The 18,247-nt window shown below is 66.7% G+C and carries 17 protein-coding genes and 1 pseudogene; 6 read left to right on the top strand and 12 right to left on the bottom strand.

Translation table 11 applies throughout. The features are described 5' to 3' along the window. The 11 genes from F6S12_RS24055 to F6S12_RS24005 form a co-directional block, all read right to left on the bottom strand. Positions 1-1,078: FAD/NAD(P)-binding protein (locus F6S12_RS24055; protein WP_315869386.1), on the bottom strand; the 1,078-nt coding region annotated here is incomplete at its 3' end. Positions 1,079-1,091: 13 nt separating this feature from the next. Continuing rightward, a complete protein-coding gene (locus tag F6S12_RS24050; RefSeq protein WP_123430921.1) occupies positions 1,092-1,859 on the bottom strand; it encodes an ABC transporter ATP-binding protein in 768 nt (255 codons plus the stop codon). Between the two features lie 3 nt (positions 1,860-1,862). Further along, positions 1,863-3,197 carry an ABC transporter substrate-binding protein gene (locus tag F6S12_RS24045; RefSeq protein WP_011060918.1) on the bottom strand — a complete coding sequence of 445 codons (1,335 nt, stop codon included), beginning with the start codon at positions 3,195-3,197 and terminating at the stop codon, positions 1,863-1,865. 28 nt (positions 3,198-3,225) lie between these two features. Next, positions 3,226-4,275 carry a branched-chain amino acid ABC transporter permease gene (locus F6S12_RS24040; protein WP_047336614.1) on the bottom strand — a complete coding sequence of 350 codons (1,050 nt, stop codon included), beginning with the start codon at positions 4,273-4,275 and terminating at the stop codon, positions 3,226-3,228. 4 nt (positions 4,276-4,279) lie between these two features. After that, the gene (locus F6S12_RS24035) at positions 4,280-5,161 is read right to left on the bottom strand and encodes a branched-chain amino acid ABC transporter permease (protein ID WP_011060916.1); all 882 of its coding nucleotides are present in this window, start codon (positions 5,159-5,161) and stop codon (positions 4,280-4,282) included. Continuing rightward, on the bottom strand, positions 5,161-5,937 hold the full coding sequence (locus F6S12_RS24030; protein ID WP_011060915.1) for an ABC transporter ATP-binding protein: 777 nt from the start codon (positions 5,935-5,937) through the stop codon (positions 5,161-5,163). Before F6S12_RS24030 ends, F6S12_RS24035 begins: the two co-directional genes overlap by 1 nt. After that, entirely contained in the window at positions 5,934-6,923 is a 990-nt protein-coding gene (locus F6S12_RS24025) for an AMP-binding protein (protein WP_041752187.1), read from the bottom strand. Before F6S12_RS24025 ends, F6S12_RS24030 begins: the two co-directional genes overlap by 4 nt. Positions 6,924-7,076: 153 nt before the next feature. After that, positions 7,077-8,480 carry an LLM class flavin-dependent oxidoreductase gene (locus F6S12_RS24020; protein ID WP_011060913.1) on the bottom strand — a complete coding sequence of 468 codons (1,404 nt, stop codon included), beginning with the start codon at positions 8,478-8,480 and terminating at the stop codon, positions 7,077-7,079. After that, positions 8,480-8,944, bottom strand: coding sequence for an acyl-CoA dehydrogenase (locus F6S12_RS24015; RefSeq protein WP_011060912.1), 465 nt, complete (start codon positions 8,942-8,944; stop codon positions 8,480-8,482). Before F6S12_RS24015 ends, F6S12_RS24020 begins: the two co-directional genes overlap by 1 nt. 11 nt (positions 8,945-8,955) lie before the next feature. Next, on the bottom strand, positions 8,956-10,158 hold the full coding sequence (locus tag F6S12_RS24010) for an SfnB family sulfur acquisition oxidoreductase (RefSeq protein ID WP_011060911.1): 1,203 nt from the start codon (positions 10,156-10,158) through the stop codon (positions 8,956-8,958). 202 nt (positions 10,159-10,360) lie between these two features. Continuing rightward, complete coding sequence (locus F6S12_RS24005) at positions 10,361-10,924, bottom strand: XRE family transcriptional regulator (RefSeq protein WP_315869385.1); 564 nt, start codon at positions 10,922-10,924, stop codon at positions 10,361-10,363. Here F6S12_RS24005 and F6S12_RS24000 point away from each other — a divergent pair. Then, positions 10,919-11,926 carry a DMT family transporter gene (locus F6S12_RS24000; protein ID WP_072442447.1) on the top strand — a complete coding sequence of 336 codons (1,008 nt, stop codon included), beginning with the start codon at positions 10,919-10,921 and terminating at the stop codon, positions 11,924-11,926. The two genes, F6S12_RS24005 and F6S12_RS24000, sit on opposite strands and share 6 nt — an antisense overlap. Positions 11,927-12,089: 163 nt before the next feature. Here F6S12_RS24000 and F6S12_RS23995 read toward each other — a convergent pair whose 3' ends face one another. Further along, a complete protein-coding gene (locus tag F6S12_RS23995) occupies positions 12,090-12,431 on the bottom strand; it encodes a hypothetical protein (RefSeq protein ID WP_019094295.1) in 342 nt (113 codons plus the stop codon). Positions 12,432-12,654: 223 nt separating this feature from the next. On the opposite strand from F6S12_RS23995, the gene F6S12_RS23990 reads away from it, so the two are divergent. The 5 genes and pseudogenes from F6S12_RS23990 to F6S12_RS23970 all read left to right on the top strand — a co-directional run. Then, positions 12,655-15,573, top strand: a complete 2,919-nt coding sequence (locus F6S12_RS23990) for a monovalent cation/H+ antiporter subunit A (RefSeq protein WP_011060907.1) — start codon at positions 12,655-12,657, stop codon at positions 15,571-15,573. Then, positions 15,573-15,917 carry a Na+/H+ antiporter subunit C gene (locus F6S12_RS23985; protein WP_011060906.1) on the top strand — a complete coding sequence of 115 codons (345 nt, stop codon included), beginning with the start codon at positions 15,573-15,575 and terminating at the stop codon, positions 15,915-15,917. The genes F6S12_RS23990 and F6S12_RS23985 overlap by 1 nt, the downstream gene beginning before the upstream one ends. Continuing rightward, on the top strand, positions 15,914-17,602 hold the full coding sequence (locus F6S12_RS23980) for a monovalent cation/H+ antiporter subunit D (protein ID WP_315869384.1): 1,689 nt from the start codon (positions 15,914-15,916) through the stop codon (positions 17,600-17,602). Before F6S12_RS23985 ends, F6S12_RS23980 begins: the two co-directional genes overlap by 4 nt. After that, the gene (locus F6S12_RS23975; RefSeq protein WP_315869383.1) at positions 17,599-18,087 is read left to right on the top strand and encodes a Na+/H+ antiporter subunit E; all 489 of its coding nucleotides are present in this window, start codon (positions 17,599-17,601) and stop codon (positions 18,085-18,087) included. The genes F6S12_RS23980 and F6S12_RS23975 overlap by 4 nt, the downstream gene beginning before the upstream one ends. Beyond that, a pseudogene (locus F6S12_RS23970) lies at positions 18,084-18,247 on the top strand (K+/H+ antiporter subunit F); the annotation flags it as partial. The gene F6S12_RS23975 and the pseudogene F6S12_RS23970, both read left to right, overlap by 4 nt.

Here is an 18,247-nt window from a genome sequence, read left to right as displayed (position 1 = left end):
CCAGGCCCTGGTAGCAAGCGGCATGAATCCGCAACCGCCCTTCTTCATGCAGGCGCGCCACCAGCTCGGCGCTCAGGGGCGGCGAGCGATGGTGATGGCTTTCCCACCAGGGCCGTACATGGCGCACGAACTGGCGTTTGTGCACCTCACTGGCCTGGCTCCACAGGCGCCCTATATGCACCCGCACCGTGTCCAGCGGGGCCTGCCAGTCGATGCCCTGGGCCTCGGCCACGCGGCATTGCTGGCGCAGCGCCCGCAGCAGTTGCCGAGGGCTGCGGATGCTCGGGTCGGCGCCGAGAAAGTCTTCCCAGGCCGGGGGCTGGCGGCGCACGTGTGGCAGCAGCCCATGCCGGGAAAACACCTCGATCGGCCCACGATGCCCGGCCTGCTCCAGGGACACCACGGCGTCCACCATGGTCAGCCCGGAACCGATGATCAGCACCGTCGCCCGGGGATCGAGGCGGGCCATGGCCGCCACATCCCAGGGGTCCAGCGCCGCGGCATTCAGGCCGCTGGAACGGGTCTGCGGGGTACGCGCCGCCGGGAACATGCCGGTGGCCAGCACCGCCACCGCGCCGGGCAGTTGCCGGCCATCGGCCAGGGTCAGTAGCACGCCGTCAGGGCCGGTTTCCAGGTCCACCGCCTCGCCCTGCACATGGCTCAACGAGGAGCCCTGCGCCCGGCCCTGCACCTGGGCCTCGGCCAGGCGCTGCTGGACGTAGACACCAAACAGCCCGCGAGGTGGAAACAGTTCGCTGACCGGCACATGCTGGCGGTCCGACTCGGGCCAGCCGCCCTCGGCGATGTGCCGGGCCAGCCATTGGGTCAGGTCGTCGGCGTTGTCCGGGTCGACGCTCATGCGCGCGGCGTTGCCATTGAGGGTGTGCCCCAGCTCCACGGCGCTGTAGGCCTCGCCGCGCCCCAGCTCGCTGCGCGGTTCTATGACCAGGATCCGTCGCTGGCCCGGCAGGCGCAGCAACTGGGCGGCCAGCAAGGCGCCGCTGAGGCCGCCGCCGACAATCAGGATTGGCGCATCACGGGTGGCAGGGGTTGCCTGTCCGGTGTGGGTTTGGCTCATGGAATGCTCACGGTCAGTGTTTGCCCAGGTAGAAATCCTGCAGGTCGCCCCGGGCCAGCAGTTGCTCGGCGCTGCCGGACAAGGCCACGCGGCCGGTGTCCAGCAGGTAGGCATGGGAAGCGTACTTGAGCGCCAGATTAATGCTTTGCTCGGCGATCAGAAAGCTCACCCCCGCCTCGCGATTGAGCTGGGCGACGATCTGGAAAATCTCCTGGACGATAATAGGCGCCAGGCCCATGGACGGTTCATCCAGCAGTACCAAAGTAGGACGAGTCATCAACGCCCGGCCGATGGCCAGCATCTGCTGCTCGCCACCGGAGGTCAGCCCGGCGCGCACCCGGCGCTTGGTCAGCAGCCGCGGAAACCAGCTGTAGATACGCTCCAGGTCCTGTTCCAGCTGGCGCCGGCCCAGGCCACGGACAAAGCCGCCGGCGCGCAGGTTGTCTTCCACCGTCAACTGGGGGAAGACGTGGCGCCCTTCCAGCACATGCACCATGCCATGGCGCACCCGCTGGCTGGGGTCGACCCCGGCCAGGTCCTGCCCGGCAAAGGCGATGGCGCCGCGGCTGAGCTCGGCACGCTCGGCCCGCACCAGCCCGGAAATGGCCTTGAGGGTGGTGCTCTTGCCGGCGCCATTGGCCCCCAGCAAGGCGACGATGGCCCCCCGGGGCACGCTCAAAGATACCCCGGCCAGCGCCAGGATCACGCCGTCGTAGATCACCTCGATGTCCTGTACCTGCAGCAAGGTCTCGGCCGTCGCGGCCGTGGCGCTGTGGCTCATGGTTCAGTCACCCTCGTTGCATGTACGGGGCACCAGGCGCTTCTCCTTGGCAAAGGCCGCGGCCTTTTCGTCGATCAGCGGCCGTAGCAGCGCACGGTCGGCGGCAATCCACTCGCTGATCAGGGTCCAGTTGGCGCCGTCCCATTGCTGCACCCGGGCCGCGCCGCCGCCTTCGTGATCGCGGCAGGACAGCTTGAGGTTCTGCATCAGCCCCAGGTAGCCCATGTCCTTGAGCCGGGCGTCGTCGATGTTCAGGTGTTCCAGGCCCCAGCGCCCTTCCTCGCCATTGAGCGGGCGCTTGCCGAACTTGCCCTGGGCGGTCCGGATCGCCTCCACCGCCACCGCCGCGTTCACCAGGCCGGAGTTGTAGTACACGCTGCCGAAATTCTTCAGGTCCTTGAGGTCGCTCTTGCCGGTATCGAGGATGTACTGCTTGAGGCGCTTGTGGATCTCGAAGTCACTGCCCGCCGGGTAGGGCGTCAGCGCCAGGTAGCCCTTGGCCGCGGCGCCGGCCGGCAGCACGTCTTCGCTGGAGCTGGCCCAGATATCGCCGATGATGTGGTCCACCGGGAAGCCGAAGCGCGCGGCGGTCTTCACCGCCACCGGGGTGGACACGCCCCAGGTGCGCAGGAACACCCAGTCCGGGTTCTGCTGGCGGATCTGCCGCCATTGCGCCGACTGCTCGTTGCCCGGGTCGGCCACCGGGATCTGGATGTTCTCGAAACCGTACTTCTCGGCCAGCAGCTTGAGCGGCCCGAGGGTTTCCCGGCCATAGGCGGAGTCGTGATAAAGCGTGGCGATCTTCTTGCCCTTGAGCCGGTCGAACCCGCCCTCGCGCTGGGCGATGTAGTTCACCAGGGTCGAGGCCTCGCTGTAGAAGGTCAGCATCACCGGGAAGTTGTAGGGGAACACCGTGCCGTCGGTGGCTTCGGTGCGGCCGTAGCCCAGGGTGATCAGCGGGATTTTGTCCACCTCGGCACGCTCACTCAGGGCATAGGCCGCCGGTGCGCCGTTGGGCTGGTAGACCGCCACCGGTGCGCCATCCAGGCCGTTCTTGAAGCGCTCGTAGCACTCGATGCCCTTCTCGGCGGTCCATTCGGTCTCGCACTCCTGCCACACCAGCTTGACCCCGTTGATGCCGCCCTCCACCTGGTTGATGTAGTTCAGGTAGTCGATCATCCCGGCCCACACCTGCACCCCGCTGGAGGCGTAGGCGCCAACCCGGTAGGTGGCCAGGGGGAAGAACTGCTGGTCCGGCCCGGCCTGGGCTGCCGGGGCAACGGCCGCCGCCAGCAGCAACGCCGCGCCGGCCAGGGAAGCTTTCAAGGATGCACGCATGTTGTCTCTCTGTTCTGGGAGGAGGAATTCAGAAGCGCAGCGGCCAGTGCCGCAGGCGCTCGCGCAGGTTGCCCAGCAAGCGGATCAGGCCCTCGGGTTCCTTGATCAGGAACAGGATGATCAGCACGCCGAAAATGATTTTCTGCAGGTTCTGCAACTGCCCGGCGTCCACCGCCCCGCCCAGCAGTGCCTGCCCGGCATGGCTGAGGAGAATCGGCAACAGGCTGATGAAGGCCGCGCCGACGAAGTTGCCGGCCACGCTGCCCATGCCGCCGATAATGATGATGAAGAGGATCTGGAACGAACGATTGATATCGAAGCTGCTGGCGCTGGCGGTGCCCAGGTAGGCGAAGGCCCACAGCGCACCGGCGATGCCCAGGTAGAACGAGCTGACGGCAAACGCCTGGCGTTTGTAGCGGGCCACCGGGATGCCGATCACCGCGGCGGCGGTGTCCATGTCGCGGATCGCCATCCAGTTGCGCCCGACCTGGCTGTGCACCAGGTTCTGCGCGACCCAGGTCAACAGCAGCACCGTCACCAGGGTCAGCAGGTAGCGCCCCTGGGGGTGGTTCAGGTCATGGCCCAGCAGGCTCAACTGCGGCGCCGAAATGGTGCCCGAGGAACCGTAGTTGTAGAACCAGGGAAACTTGACGAACAGCCACTCCAGGAAGAACTGCGCCGCCAGGGTGCTGACCATCAGGTAGAAACCCTTGATCCGCGAGCTGGGCAGGCCGAACAGCCAGCCCACCAGGGCGCTGATCAGGCCGCCGCCGAGCAGGGCCAGGGGCAGCCCCAGCTGCGGCAGGCGCAGCAGAATACCGTAGGTGGCAAAGGCCCCCACGGCCATGAAGCCGGCGGCGCCCACCGAGGTCTGGCCGGTGTAGCCGGTCAGCAGGTTGAGCCCGAGCCCGGCCAGGGACAGCACCAGGAACGGAATCAGGATCGCGTTGAGCCAATAGTCGTTGCCCAGCACCGGCACCACGCCGAAGGCCAGCAGCAACAGGCCGGCCAGGCCCCAGGGCAGGCGGCGCTGGACCAGCAGCAAGGGGGCGGTTTGCCGCGTCAGAAGAAGGGACATCAATTCACACTCGCTCGATGGCCCGCTCGCCGAACAGGCCGGCGGGGCGGATGTAGAGGAAGGCCAGGGCCAGGACATAGGCGAACCAGGGGCTGATGCCGCCGCCAATCAGCGGGCCGATATAGACCTCCGCCAGGTTTTCGGCGGCGCCGACGATCAGGCCGCCGGCAATCGCCCCGCCAATCGAGGTGAAGCCGCCGATGATCAGCACCGGCAGCGCCTTGAGCACCACCAGCGATAGAGAGAACTGCACCCCCTGGCGTGCCCCCCAGAGCAGCCCGGCCACCAGCCCCACCACCCCGGCCACCGCCCAGACGATCTGCCAGATGCGGTTGAGGTTGATGCCGATGGACAGCGCCGCCGTGGTGTCGTCGGCCACCGCCCGCAGCGAGATGCCGATGCGGGTCTTGTTGAACAGCAGCGCCAGCACCGTCACCAGCACCAGGGCGGTGGCCGCGGCAATCAGGTCGAACTGGCTGACCATCAGCGGCCCGAGGAACAGCGGCACATCGTCGATGCCCAGGTCCAGGGCCCGCACCTGGGAGCCCATCAGGCCCTGGGCCAGGCCCTCGATGATGAACGACAGGCCCAGGGTGGCCATGAACAGGGTGATCGGCGAACGGTTGACCAAGGGTCGCAGCACCAGGCGTTCGATCAGCCAGGCGCCGAGGATCATCACCAGCACCGTCAGCAACAGTGCCAGGGCGAAAGGCACGCCCTGCTCGTGCAGGCTGACGAAGGTCAGCGCGGCGAACAGCAGCATCGAGCCCTGGGCGAAATTGAACACGCCACTGGCCTTGTAGATCAGCACGAAGCCGATGGCCACCAGTGAATACAGGGTGCCGGCCAGCAGACCGCCGAGCAGGGTTTCGAAGAAGAATGCCATCAGTGCACGGCCCCCAGGTAAGCGGCGATCACCTCGGGGTTGGCCTGGACCTCGGCCGGTGTGCCATCGCCCACCTTGCGTCCGTAGTCGAGTACCACCACGTGGTCGCACAGGTCCATGACCACCGCCATGTCGTGCTCGATCAGCACCACGGTGGTGCCCAGGTCACGGTTGATGTCGGCGATGAAGCGGGCCATTTCCTGCTTCTCCTCGGCATTCATTCCGGCCAGGGGTTCGTCCAGCAGCAACAGGCTGGGCCCGGCGATCAGCGCCCTGCCCAACTCGACGCGCTTTTGCAGGCCATAGGCCAGGTTGCCCACCGGCACATCGCGCAATGCCTGCAATTCCAGAAACTGCAGGATGCCTTCGGCCAGCTGGCGGAATGCCCGGGCTTCACGGCGGGCCCGGGGCAAGCCCAGGGCCTGTTCGATGAAGCGCGCGCGGGAGTGGCGCGAAAGGCCGGTGAGCAGGTTGTCCAGCACGCTCATCTTCTTGAACAGCGCGTTGTTCTGGAACGTCCGGCCGATGCCCCGGCGCGCGGCGTCCAGCGGGTCGATGCGCTGCAATGGCTGGCGCTCGAACACGATGGTCCCGGCGTCAAAGCGATAGACCCCGTTGAGCACGTTGAGCAGCGAACTCTTGCCCGCGCCATTGGGGCCGATCAGGGCACAGATCTCGCCCCGGCGCACCTCGAACGACAGTTGATTGATGGCCTTGACCCCCTTGAACGACAGGGAGATGTCACTGACTTGCAAAATGGATTCGGCGTGGCTCATGCAATGTTCCGTGTGAATTCGACGATCCAGGCCGGGGTGGCCGGTGGCGTCGTGGCCTGGGGGGCCTGCCAGATGAATTGCAGGCGAGCAAAGCCCAGCAGGCGGCGCACCCGATGCTTGAGCAGGCGCGCCAACAGGCCCTGGGGATGGGCCAAGGCCCACTCGCACAGGCGTCGGCGCCAGCTGTCGGGGGGCGCCAGGCGGCTCTCGACCTCGTCCGCCAGGCGTTGCAGGCGCTGGGGCGACAGCAGCAGGCCGCTGGGGGCTACCTCCCGCCGGTCGCGGCTGGTCGAGCCGCGGCTTTCGGCGAAGGCCAGGCACTGGCCACTGCCCAACCATTGCTCCAGCAGCACCGTCAGGCCCTCCTGCCATTGCGTGCCCTCCTCGCTCCACAATTGGCCGCTGCCGACCGGGGCGCGCCAATTGGCCTGGCGCCGGGGTGGCTCGCCCCGGCCCAGCAGCTCGCGCAATTCCAGCAGGGGCAGATGCGCGCCTTCCGGCAGGCGCGGCAAGGCTTGCCCGGCAATCAGCAACTGCGGGGCCAGAGCGTTTTCACTGGCGGCGACCCAATCCAGCACCTGCTGGCGCGAATGCACGAAGGCGTGGCTCGGTTGCAGGCGCCACAGGGTCTGGCGCAGGGCTTGGGGCGGCAGCTCGTCGTCCAGGCTCAGCACCTCGGCGCCAAGGCTGTGGGCCGCCAGGGCCAGCAGGAGCAGGTCCGGTTCGAAGCGGGCGCTGACTGCCAACCGCGAATCCGGCGTCAGGCCCTGCTGGCGCAGGCCGTCGGCCAGGCGCTCGACGTCCCGCAGGGCGTCGATCCAGCGCCAGGCGTACCAGTGGCCGTGGCGCTTGTGGCGCAAGGCGTTGTGCAACGGGCTGACCTGGGCCCAGTGGCGCAACCGCTCCAGGGCCCCGCTCAACTGCAGCCGGGCCTGGGGCGCTGGCGAATCCGCGCTCGGCGCACGCTTGAGTTCATGCACGCTCATGAGTTGACCTCGATCTCTTGGCAATCGCGTGCGGTGGTCCGCTGGCTGGAAATGAACGGGGGGCCTTGTGGGCCTTTTCGCTTGTAGGAGCCGGCTTGCCGGCGAAGGCGTGGGCCCCTTCGCTGGCGAGCCAGCTCCTACAGGGCGCGGGGTTCAGGCGCTGGCACGTTGCGCGGCTGTTTGGCGTTGCCCGCCCAGGTTGCGCCAGGCGCTGCCCGGGTGGCTTTCGGGCAGGCGCGGGCCGGCGCCGAAGAGTTTTTCCCGCAGGGTGCCCGGGGCGTATTCGGTCTTGTAGACGCCCCGCTTCTGCAACTCCGGCACCAGCAGTTCCACGGCGTCGATAAAGCTTTCGTGGGTCAGCGCATACGCCAGGTTGAAGCCGTCGACGTCGGTTTCTTCCACCCATTCCTGAAGCAGGTCGGCGACGGTTTCCGGGCTACCGACGAACAACGGGCCAAAGCCGCCGATGCCCACCCAGTCCGCCAGTTCATGGGGTGTCCAGACCTTGTTCGGGTCTGCCGTGGAGAAGGCCTCCACCGCCGACTGGATGGCGTTGGTGTGCACGTGCTTGAGGGGCTCGTCGGGCTTGAAGCGGCTGAAGTCGATGCCGGTCCAGCCGGAAATCAGCGCCATGGCGCCCTCATAGCTGACCCAGGATTTGTATTCCTCGAACTTGGCCTTGGCCTTGGCGTCGGTCTCGCCCAGGATCACCGTCTGCAGGTTGAAGATCAGGATCTTCGACGGATCGCGCCCGGCCTCGGCGGCCCGGCGGCGGATGTCGGCCACGGTCTTTTTCAGCAGCACCTTGGACGGCGCGGCGACGAACACGCATTCGGCCTGCTCGGCGGCGAACTGCTTGCCCCGGCTGGATGCCCCGGCCTGGTAGAGCACCGGGGTACGTTGCGGCGACGGCTCGCAGAGGTGGATGCCCGGCACCTGGAAGTGTTTGCCGACATGGCGGATCTCGTGGATCTTGCTCGGGTCGCTGAAGATCCGTCGCTCGCGGTCGCGCAGGATCGCGCCGTCTTCCCAACTGCCTTCCCAGAGCTTGTAGCAGACCTCCAGGTACTCCTCGGCGTAGTCGTAGCGAGCGTCGTGTTCGGTCTGGGCCTGCTGCCCGATGTTCTTGGCCCCGCTCTCCAGGTAGGAGGTGACGATGTTCCAGCCGGCGCGGCCCTTCGTCAGGTGATCGAGGGTGGATAGGCGACGGGCGAAGGGGTACGGGTGCTCGAAGGACAGCGACGCGGTGAGGCCGAAGCCCAGGTGCTCGGTGACCAGGGCCATGGGCGGGATCAGCTGCAGCGGGTCGTTCACCGGGACCTGGGCGGCCTGGCGGATCGCTGCCTCGCCGTTGCCGTTGTAGACGTCGTAGATGCCCAGCACATCGGCGATGAACAACCCGTCGAACTTGCCCTTTTCGAGAATTTTCGCCAGGTCGGTCCAGTACTCCAGGTCCTTGTACTGCCAGGAGCGGTCCCGGGGGTGGGCCCAGAGGCCCGGCGACTGGTGGCCGACACAGTTCATGTCGAAGGCATTGAGGCGGATTTCACGGGACATCACACAACACTCCTGAAACCTTGGGGTGGCACGCCATTGAGGCGGTAGTTGCCGATCAGTTGGTATTTCCAGCGCAGCGGGTCATCCAGGGTCTGGGGCTGCGGGCTGCGCTGACCGGTGAGTTCGAACTCGGCGTCGCTGGCCGCCAGCAGTGCCTGGCCCGCGGCAATCGCAGCCTCGGCCAGGGCTACCGCAACTTCCGCCGGGTCCGGCTCTTGTTCTATCTGGCGCTGGGCCCGTTCCTGCAGGGCCGCGGCCAGGTCGATGCGGATGTTCAGGTCGCCAAAGCGGCTGATCACATAGGGGTCGTCGCTGGCCCTGGCCAGGCCGCTGCCGCTCCAGGGCCGGGCCTGCTCGCGGATGAAATCCAGGGTTTGCTGCAGCAGGACGCGGGCCCGCTGCAGGACCTGGGCGTTGTGTTCCAGGGCCGCTTGGGGGGTGTCGGGGCGGGTCAGTGCATTCATGGCGCAGTCCTTCAGTTCCAGGCGTGGCGGGCCGGCTTGATGCCGTTGAGCAGGTAGTTGCCGATCAGGTGATATTTCCAGCGCGCCGGATCGTGCAGGGTGTGGGTGCGGGCGTTGCGCCAGTGGCGGTCGAGGTTGTACTTGCCCGACACCGAACGGGTGCCGGCCAGTTCGAAGAGTTTGCTGGCGGCGAGCAAGGCACTCTCCGCCGACAGCACCTTGGCCTGGGCCACCACCAGGGAGGCCTGGGCGACGCTGTCTTCACCGGGCTGGGCCAGGGCCTGATCGACCGCCTCGGCGGCCTTGGCGAGGATCGCCTCGGTGCCGTGCACCCGCCATTCCAGGTCGCCGATGGCGGCGATGGTGAACGGGTCCTGCCAGCCATGGTCCAGGCCGCTGTCGATCCACGGCCGGGATTGCCGGGCATGATGCTTGGCGTCTTCCAGGGCGGCGACGGCGATGCCGGTGTCCACCGCGGCCTGGATGATTTGCGAGATCGGGCCATCGGCGGTGGGCTGGTCGAAGGCCCGATGGGCCGGGATCACCGCGCTGCGCGGCACCCGCACCGCCTTGAGGCTGACCCCGCCGCTGGCGGTGGTGCGCTGGCCGAAGCCGTCCCAGCTGTCGATCACCGTGAGGCCAGGGTTGTCGCGCTCGATAAAGGCAATGTGCGCCTGGTTGTGTTCGTCCACCGCCACCGCCGGGACGATGTGGGCGAACAGCGCCCCGGTGCAGTAGAACTTCTCGCCGTCGATCTGCGCCTGTTCGCCGTCGAAACGGATCTGGGTTTCAAAGGCGCCGACGTGCTTGCTGCCGGCCTCGGAAAACGCATTGCCGAAGCGGTAGCCCTGCAACACCTTGGCGAAGTAATGGCGCTTCTGCTCTTCGCTGGCGGTCTGCAGCAGGATGTCCACCACCCCCAGGTGGTTCTGCGGCAACTGGCCGAGAGACGGGTCGGCGGCGGAAATGAGCTTGATGACTTCCACCAGGGTGGCGTAGGACACCCCGGCGCCGCCGTACTCTTTGGGGATGGTGATGCCCCACAGGCCGCTGGCGGAAAATTCGTCGAGCTCTGCCCGAGGCAGGCGCCGCTCGCGATCACGCAGCGCCGCCTCCACGGCAAAGCGCTGGGCCAGGGCCCGGGCCACGCTGATGGCTTGCGCATCGTTCTGGATGAGATGGGCACTGCGAGAGGGTTGGGCTGGGGCTGTCATGGGCCGACTCCGCTTCCTGAACATCAAGGTGAACACCCGTCGCGGGGTTCTTTCCAGGACAATTGCAGGAGTCGTGCCTAAATATAAAAACCTTTAATATCAGCAGCTTGCTTGATAATTCAGCTAAAAGACATCAACTGAAAACAGGCAAAATGTCCAACTGCTGTTGCTGGGCAAACAGCGCTTGCCGGGCCACGGGGCATCAGATCACCACGTTGCGCACGAAGCGCGTGGCCCGGGTGCCGTCGTTGCGGTAGCCGTGGGGCACGTGGCTGGCGAACATGAAGAAGTCACCGCATTCCAGGCGCCGTTCAGTGTCGCCGAAAAACACCGTCAGGCAGCCTTCGAAGACGTAGATCTGCTCGCTCCAGCCCTCGGCGTCGCACTCCGAGTGATAGACCTCGCCAGGCTCCAGCTGCCATTCCCAAAGCTCCACTTCACGGGTGGCCTCGGCCTTGGCCAGGAGCAGCGCCTTGCTGCCGGGGATAGCACCGGCCCAGGCCAGCTCGTTGATGCGGCTCGAATCCCGGGATTCCGGGGCCTGGATCAGGTCGCTGAAGGCCACGTCCAGGGCTTCGGCCACCCGGTCCAGGGTGCCGAGGCTGACGTTCTTCTCCCCCGCCTCTATCGCCACCAGCATCCGCCGGCTGACATTGGATTTTTCCGCCAGGGCGCTCTGGCTCAAACCCGCGGAATTGCGCAGGCGGCGGACGTTGAGGCTGACATGTTGCAGGACCGAGGCCCGCTGGACGTTTTCTTTGTGCACTATATTGCTCACTCCTGGGGCCTGCGCAGTATACTGCCCAACTTCCGGCGCATTGTGCGTCCCCCTCAGGTAGCACGCAAGGCCATGACAGCAACGCCCTCCCGCGGATTCCAGTTCAAGTTGAGCAAGGCCGAAGCCGTGCTGGTGCTGATCACCATGATCTGGGGCGGCACCTTCCTGCTGGTGCAGAACGCCATGAGCGTCAGCGGGCCGATGTTCTTCGTCGGCCTGCGCTTTGCCGCAGCGGCGTGCATGGTCGGTGCATTCTCACTGCGCCACTTGCGCGGCCTGACCCTGTTCGAACTGCGCGCCGGGGCCTTTATCGGCACCGCGATCATGCTCGGCTACGGTTTGCAGACCGTGGGCCTGCAAAGCATTCCCAGCAGCCAGTCGGCGTTCATCACCGCCCTTTATGTGCCCTTCGTGCCGCTGCTGCAATGGCTGTTCATGGGCAAGCGCCCGGGGTTGCTGCCGAGTATCGGCATCATGCTGGCGTTCACCGGGCTGATGCTGCTGTCCGGGCCCAATGGCGCCTCCCTGGACTTCAGCCCCGGGGAGATCGCCACCCTGATCAGTACCGTGGCCATTGCCGCGGAGATCATCCTCATCAGCAGCTTCGGCGGGCGGGTGGATGTGCGCCGGGTCACCGTGGTGCAACTAGCGGTCACCTCGCTGCTGGCGTTCGCCATGGTGTGGCCGACCGGGGAAGCGCTGCCGGGGTTTTCCTGGCTGCTGCTGGCCAGCGCCCTGGGCCTGGGGGCTGCCAGCGCGGTGATCCAGCTGGCAATGAACTGGGCGCAGAAAAGCGTCTCGCCGACCCGCGCCACCCTGATCTATGCCGGCGAGCCGGTGTGGGCCGGGATTGTCGGGCGCATCGCCGGGGAGCGCCTGCCGGGGCTGGCGTTGCTGGGCGGCGCCTTGATCGTGCTGGCGGTGATCATCAGCGAATGGAAGCCCAAGGCAGAAGCCGGACAGCAGAGCGGCGAGGCGGTGGAGTCCTGAGCAACGGCCCGCTGCGGGGGGTGGCTTGCTGGTGAGGGAGCTCTTGAGGGCCCTTTCGCTGGCAAGCCAGCGCCTACGGCTGGCTGGGGTAGTGGTGGGGACTGTAGGAGCCGGCTTGCCGGCGAAGGTGCTCTTGCAGGCGCTCTCGCTGATAGGCCAGCGCCTACAGTGCGGGGTCCCCGGGGGCGTAGAGCCAGGTGGGGACGGTCAGGGAGCCCTTGTGCTTGGGCTCCAGCAGTACCCGGTCATTTTCAGGCTCGCCGTGATAGTAGAAGTAGGCGTGGTAGAGCGCATGCCCCTCGGCAAAGGCGCGGTCGAAATAGAGCACCGTGCCAGGCGGCAGCACATAGTTGCGCTCATCCCCCTGCGGGCCTTCGATGACCAGCGCCTGGCGGGTCTTGAGCATGTCGGGGCGGTCCAGATAATGCTCCAGGCCAATGCCCGATGCCGCACCGAAGGCGGTGAACAGCACGGCGAACGCGCCCCGCCGAAACAGCCGGCCCAAGGCCGATCCTTTAATCATGTGCACCCTTGTCGATCCTTGTGGCGGCTTGAGCTGGGCAGGGCATTTGCCCCACAGCACCCGGTGAACGGGCGCATCAGGCATTTGTCTCCTACCTTTGAAAGCGTATGTAACATTTCTTAGGGGGCCCGGGCCGCGCATGGCGGTTGGTGATCCAGGGCCTGGCACGTATTATGCGTCATACTTTTCCGCAGATTAGAAGCCTATGTCCCTGATAGTTCTACTGCTTCTGCCATTCATCGGCAGCTGTCTGGCGGCCCTGTTGCCGCACAACGCACGTAACACCGAATCTCTGCTGGCCGGCCTGGTGGCACTCATTGGCACCATCCAGGTGGCTCTGCTGTACCCACAGATCGCCGATGGCGGGGTGATTCGCGAGGAGTATGCCTGGCTGCCGAGCCTGGGGCTGAACTTCGTGCTGCGCCTGGACGGCTTCGCCTGGCTGTTCTCGCTGCTGGTGCTGGGCATCGGCAGCCTGGTGGCGCTCTACGCGCGTTATTACATGTCGCCACAAGATCCGGTGCCGCGTTTCTTCGCCTTCTTCCTGGCCTTCATGGGGGCCATGCTCGGCCTGGTGATTTCCGGCAACCTGATCCAGATCGTGTTCTTCTGGGAGCTCACCAGCCTCTTCTCCTTCCTGCTGATCGGCTACTGGCACCACCGCTCCGATGCCCGCCGCGGCGCCTACATGGCGTTGATGGTCACCGGTGCCGGGGGCTTGTGCCTGCTGGCCGGGGTCATGCTGCTCGGCCATGTGGTGGGCAGCTACGACCTGGACCAGGTACTGGCTGCCGGAGACAAGATACGCGCCCACGCGCTCTACCCGATCCTGTTGCCCCTGATCCTGCTGGGCGCCCTGAGCAAGAGCGCGCAGTTCCCCTTCCATTTCTGGCTACCCCACGCCATGGCCGCACCGACCCCGGTCTCGGCCTACCTGCATTCGGCGACCATGGTCAAGGCCGGGGTGTTTCTCCTGGCCCGCCTGTGGCCGTCGTTGTCCGGCACTGAAGAATGGTTCTACATCGTCAGCGGCGCCGGGGCCTGCACCCTGGTGCTGGGCGCCTACTGCGCGATGTTCCAGAACGACCTCAAGGGCCTGCTGGCCTATTCCACCATCAGCCACCTGGGGCTGATCACCCTGCTGCTGGGCCTGAACAGCCCGCTGGCCGCGGTGGCGGCGGTGTTCCACATTCTCAACCACGCCACGTTCAAGGCCTCGCTGTTCATGGCGGCCGGGATCATCGACCACGAAAGCGGCAGCCGTGACATCCGCAAGCTCAACGGCCTGATCAAGCTGATGCCCTACACCGCGACCCTGGCCATGGTGGCCAGCGCCTCCATGGCCGGGGTGCCGCTGCTCAACGGCTTCCTGTCCAAGGAGATGTTCTTCGCCGAGACAGTGTTCATCAACTCCAGCGCCTGGGTGGAAATCGCCCTGCCGGTGATCGCTACCATCGCCGGGACCTTCAGCGTCGCCTACGCCCTGCGCTTCACGGTCGACGTGTTCTTCGGGGAGCCGGCCACCGACCTGCCGCACACGCCCCACGAGCCGCCGCGCTGGATGCGTGCCCCGGTTGAACTGCTGGTGTTCACCTGCCTGCTGGTGGGGATCTTCCCGGCGCAGATCATCGGCCCGCTGCTGGCCGCCGCGGCGCTGCCGGTGGTGGGCGGGACCCTGCCCGAGTACAGCCTGGCCATCTGGCACGGCCTCAATGCCCCGATGATCATGAGCCTGATCGCCATGTCCTGCGGCATCGTCCTCTACCTGCTGCTGCACAAGCCGCTGGTGGCGGGCCGTTTCGCCTACCCGCCGGGCGTGGGCCGTCTCAACGGCAAGCTGTTGTTCGAGCGCAGCCTGGTGGGCATGACTCGCCTGGCCCGGCGCCTGGAACGCCGGTTGAGCACCAAGCGCCTGCAGACCCAGCTGTTCGTGCTGATCCTGGCGGCGGTGATCGCCGGGCTGATCCCCATGCTCTACAGCCAGCTGACCTGGGGCGACCGGCCGAAGATCCCCGGTTCCATCGTCTTCGTGACCTTCTGGCTGCTGGCCATCGCCTGCGCCCTGGGCGCCGCCTGGCAAGCCAAGTACCACCGTCTGGCCGCCCTGACCATGGTCAGCGTCTGCGGCCTGATGACCTGCGTGACCTTCGTCTGGTTCTCGGCGCCGGACCTGGCCCTGACCCAGCTGGTGGTGGAAGTGGTGACCACGGTGCTGATCCTCCTCGGCCTGCGCTGGCTGCCACGGCGGATCGAGGACGTCTCGCCCCTGCCCAGCAGCGTGCCCAAGGCGCGCATCCGCCGCCTGCGCGACCTGAGCCTGTCGGTGGCCGTGGGCCTGGGCATGGCAGTGCTGTCCTACGCCATGCTGACCCGCCCCACTCCCAACGACATTTCCTCGTTCTACCTCAGCCGCGCCCTGCCCGAAGGCGGCGGCACCAATGTGGTCAACGTGACCCTGGTGGACTTCCGCAGCTTCGACACCCTGGGCGAGATCACCGTGCTGGCGGCGGTGGCCCTGACCGTGTTCGCCCTGCTGCGCCGCTTCCGCCCGCCCAAGGAAAGCATGCAGTTGCCGGCGCAGCAGCGCCTGCTGGCCCCGGACGTGGTCACCGACCTGGTCAACCCGCGCCAGGCCAGCGACACCGCCCTGGGCTTCATGATGGTGCCGGCGGTGCTGGTGCGCCTGCTGCTGCCGATTGCCCTGGTGGTGTCCTTCTACCTGTTCATGCGCGGGCACAACCTGCCGGGTGGCGGTTTCGTCGCCGGGCTGGTGATGTCGGTGGCCTTCATCCTCCAGTACATGGTGGCGGGCACCCAGTGGGTCGAGGCGCAGATGAGCCTGCGGCCGCTGCGCTGGATGGGCACCGGGCTGCTGGTTGCCCTGGCCACCGGCCTCGGCGCCCTGGCCTGGGGCTACCCGTTCCTGACCACCCACACGCTGCATGTGGACCTGCCGCTGTTCGGTGATATCCACATCGCCAGCGCGCTGTTCTTCGACATCGGCGTGTACGCCGTGGTGGTGGGTGCGACCCTGCTGATCCTCACGGCCCTGGCGCACCAGTCGGTGCGGGCCCACAAGCCGGCCAGCCAGGCCAAATCCCTGACTCAGAACGGAGCCGCCTGATGGAAGAAGTCATCGCAATCGCCATTGGGGTCCTCGCCGCTTCCGGAGTCTGGCTGGTGCTGCGCCCGCGGACCTTCCAGGTGGTGATGGGCCTGTGCCTGCTGTCCTATGCGGTCAACCTGTTCATCTTCAGCATGGGCAGCCTGTTCATCGGCAAGGAGCCGATCGTCAAGGACGGGGTGCCCCAGGACCTGCTGCACTACACCGACCCGCTGCCCCAGGCGCTGGTGCTCACGGCCATCGTCATCAGCTTCGCCATGACTGCGCTGTTTCTGGTGGTGCTCCTGGCTTCCCGGGGCCTGACCGGCACCGACCACGTCGATGGCCGGGAGCCCAAGGAATGAATCCGTTGTCGCACCTGATCGTCGCCCCCATCCTCCTGCCTCTGCTGACCGCGGGCATCATGTTGCTGCTGGGGGAAAAGCATCGCCCGCTGAAAGCCCGGATCAACCTGCTCTCCACCCTGCTGGGCCTGTGCCTGGCGGGCTACCTGCTGTACTGGACCCAGGTCCAGGGCGCCACCGGTTCCTTCGGCGTGTACCTGCCCAGCAACTGGCAGGTGCCGTTCGGCATCGTGCTGGTGGTCGATCGCCTGTCGGCGCTGATGCTGGTGCTCACCGGTATCATCGGGGTCAGCGCGCTGCTGTTCGCCATGGCCCGCTGGGACGGCGCCGGGGCCAGTTTCCATGCCCTGTTCCAGATCCAGCTGATGGGCCTCTACGGGGCCTTCCTGACCGCCGACCTGTTCAACCTGTTCGTGTTCTTCGAGGTGCTGCTGGCGGCCTCCTACGGCCTGATGCTGCACGGCTCGGGGCGCGCGCGGGTGTCTTCGGGGCTGCACTACATCACCATCAACCTGCTGGCCTCGTCGCTGTTCCTGATCGGCACGGCGATGATCTACGGGGTCACCGGGACCCTGAACATGGCCGACCTGGCGATGAAGATCCCCCTGGTGCCGGAAGCCGACCGCGGCCTGCTGCACGCCGGTACGGCGATCCTGGCGATCGCCTTCCTGGCCAAGGCCGGGATGTGGCCACTGAACTTCTGGCTGGTGCCCGCCTACTCCTCGGCCAGCGCGCCGGTGGCGGCACTGTTCGCCATCATGACCAAAGTCGGTGTGTACACCGTACTGCGCCTGTGGACCCTGCTGTTCTCCGGGCAAGCCGGGGCCTCGGCCTATTTCGGCAGCCAGTGGCTGGTGTACGGCGGCATGGCGACGATCTTCTGCGCGGCCCTGGCGATTCTTCCGGCCCAGCGCCTGGAGCGCATGGCCAGCCTGAGCATCCTGGTGTCGGCCGGCATCCTGATCTCGGTGATCGGCTTCGCTCAGCCGGCCCTTACCGGCGCGGCGCTGTTCTACCTGTTCAGCTCGACCCTGGCGATGTGCGCGCTGTTTTTGCTGGCAGAACTGATCGAGCGCTCGCGCTCGGCCAACGAGATCCCCCTGGAGGATGAAGGCGAGATCCTGCCGCGGCCCATGGAGTCCCTGCACCCGCCACGGGGCAGCAACCTCGACGATGAACAGAAAGTGGTGGTCGGCCAGGTGATCCCCTGGACCATGGCCTTCCTCGGCCTGAGCTTCATCGCCTGCGCCTTGCTGATCATCGGCATGCCGCCGCTATCGGGCTTCATCGGCAAGCTCAACCTGATTGCCGCCCTGCTCAACCCCGGGGGCCTGGGGGCCAGCGAGGGCGCGCCGATCACCCCGGCGGCCTGGTGCTTCCTGGCGCTGTTGATCCTCTCGGGCCTGGCCTCGCTGATTGCCTTTGCCCGCCTGGGTGTGCAGCGTTTCTGGACCCCGGAGGAACGCCCTTCGCCGGTGCTGCGGCGCCTGGAGTGCCTGCCGATCGTGGCGCTGCTGGGGCTCTGCGTGCTGCTCAGCTTCAAGGCCGAGCCGTTGCTGCGCTTCACCCAGGCCACCGCCGACAGCCTCAACCACCCGGAGCATTACGTGATGGCGGTGCTGGGCACCCGCACCGTGCTCAGCCCTGAATCCAAGACCGCAGCGGCAGTGGAGGTGCACCCATGAAGCGCCTGTTCCCCGCGCCATTCCTGTCCCTGGCACTGTGGCTGCTCTGGCTGGTGCTGAACCTGTCCCTCAGCCCGGGCAACCTGCTGCTGGGCGCCCTGCTGGGCTTTCTCGCGCCGCTGCTGATGCAGCCCCTGCGGCCCCTGCCGATCCGCATCCGCCGCCCGGGCACCATCCTGCGCCTGTTCCTGGTGGTGGGCCGCGACGTGCTGGTGTCCAACCTGCTGGTGGCCTGGGGCGTGCTCAACAACGGCCGGCGCCCGGTGCACTCGGCCTTCGTCAAGATCCCCCTGGAGCTGCGGGACGCCAATGGCCTGGCGGCGCTGTCCACCATCACCACGGTGGTGCCGGGCACGGTCTGGTCCGAGCTGTCCCTGGACCGCAGCCTGCTGTTGCTGCACGTCTTCGACCTGAAGGACGAGGCGCAATTCATCCAGCACTTCAAGGCCACGTACGAGCGCCCGCTGATGGAGATTTTCGAATGAGTGTCCTGCTGACCAACGCGATCTTGCTGAGTCTGTTCATTTTCTCCCTGGCCATGGTCCTGACCCTGGTGCGCCTGTTCAAGGGCCCCTCGGCCCAGGACCGGGTTCTGGCCCTGGACTACCTGTACATCCTGGCGATGCTGATGATGCTGGTGCTGGG

Origin of the sequence: Pseudomonas sp. JV245A (assembly GCF_032424515.1) — a bacterium.
GTDB classification, from domain to species: Bacteria; Pseudomonadota; Gammaproteobacteria; order Pseudomonadales; family Pseudomonadaceae; genus Aquipseudomonas; species Aquipseudomonas protegens.
This window is presented reverse-complemented; position numbering and strand designations above follow the sequence as displayed.

Coding starts and splice junctions, on each gene's coding strand:
- F6S12_RS24050 (WP_123430921.1), bottom strand. CDS start 1,859: ATGAGCCACAGCGCCACGGCCGCGACGGCCGAGACCTTGCTGCAGGTA.
- F6S12_RS24045 (WP_011060918.1), bottom strand. CDS start 3,197: ATGCGTGCATCCTTGAAAGCTTCCCTGGCCGGCGCGGCGTTGCTGCTG.
- F6S12_RS24040 (WP_047336614.1), bottom strand. CDS start 4,275: ATGTCCCTTCTTCTGACGCGGCAAACCGCCCCCTTGCTGCTGGTCCAG.
- F6S12_RS24035 (WP_011060916.1), bottom strand. CDS start 5,161: ATGGCATTCTTCTTCGAAACCCTGCTCGGCGGTCTGCTGGCCGGCACC.
- F6S12_RS24030 (WP_011060915.1), bottom strand. CDS start 5,937: ATGAGCCACGCCGAATCCATTTTGCAAGTCAGTGACATCTCCCTGTCG.
- F6S12_RS24025 (WP_041752187.1), bottom strand. CDS start 6,923: ATGAGCGTGCATGAACTCAAGCGTGCGCCGAGCGCGGATTCGCCAGCG.
- F6S12_RS24020 (WP_011060913.1), bottom strand. CDS start 8,480: ATGTCCCGTGAAATCCGCCTCAATGCCTTCGACATGAACTGTGTCGGC.
- F6S12_RS24015 (WP_011060912.1), bottom strand. CDS start 8,944: ATGAATGCACTGACCCGCCCCGACACCCCCCAAGCGGCCCTGGAACAC.
- F6S12_RS24010 (WP_011060911.1), bottom strand. CDS start 10,158: ATGACAGCCCCAGCCCAACCCTCTCGCAGTGCCCATCTCATCCAGAAC.
- F6S12_RS23990 (WP_011060907.1), top strand. CDS start 12,655: ATGTCCCTGATAGTTCTACTGCTTCTGCCATTCATCGGCAGCTGTCTG.
- F6S12_RS23985 (WP_011060906.1), top strand. CDS start 15,573: ATGGAAGAAGTCATCGCAATCGCCATTGGGGTCCTCGCCGCTTCCGGA.
- F6S12_RS23980 (WP_315869384.1), top strand. CDS start 15,914: ATGAATCCGTTGTCGCACCTGATCGTCGCCCCCATCCTCCTGCCTCTG.
- F6S12_RS23975 (WP_315869383.1), top strand. CDS start 17,599: ATGAAGCGCCTGTTCCCCGCGCCATTCCTGTCCCTGGCACTGTGGCTG.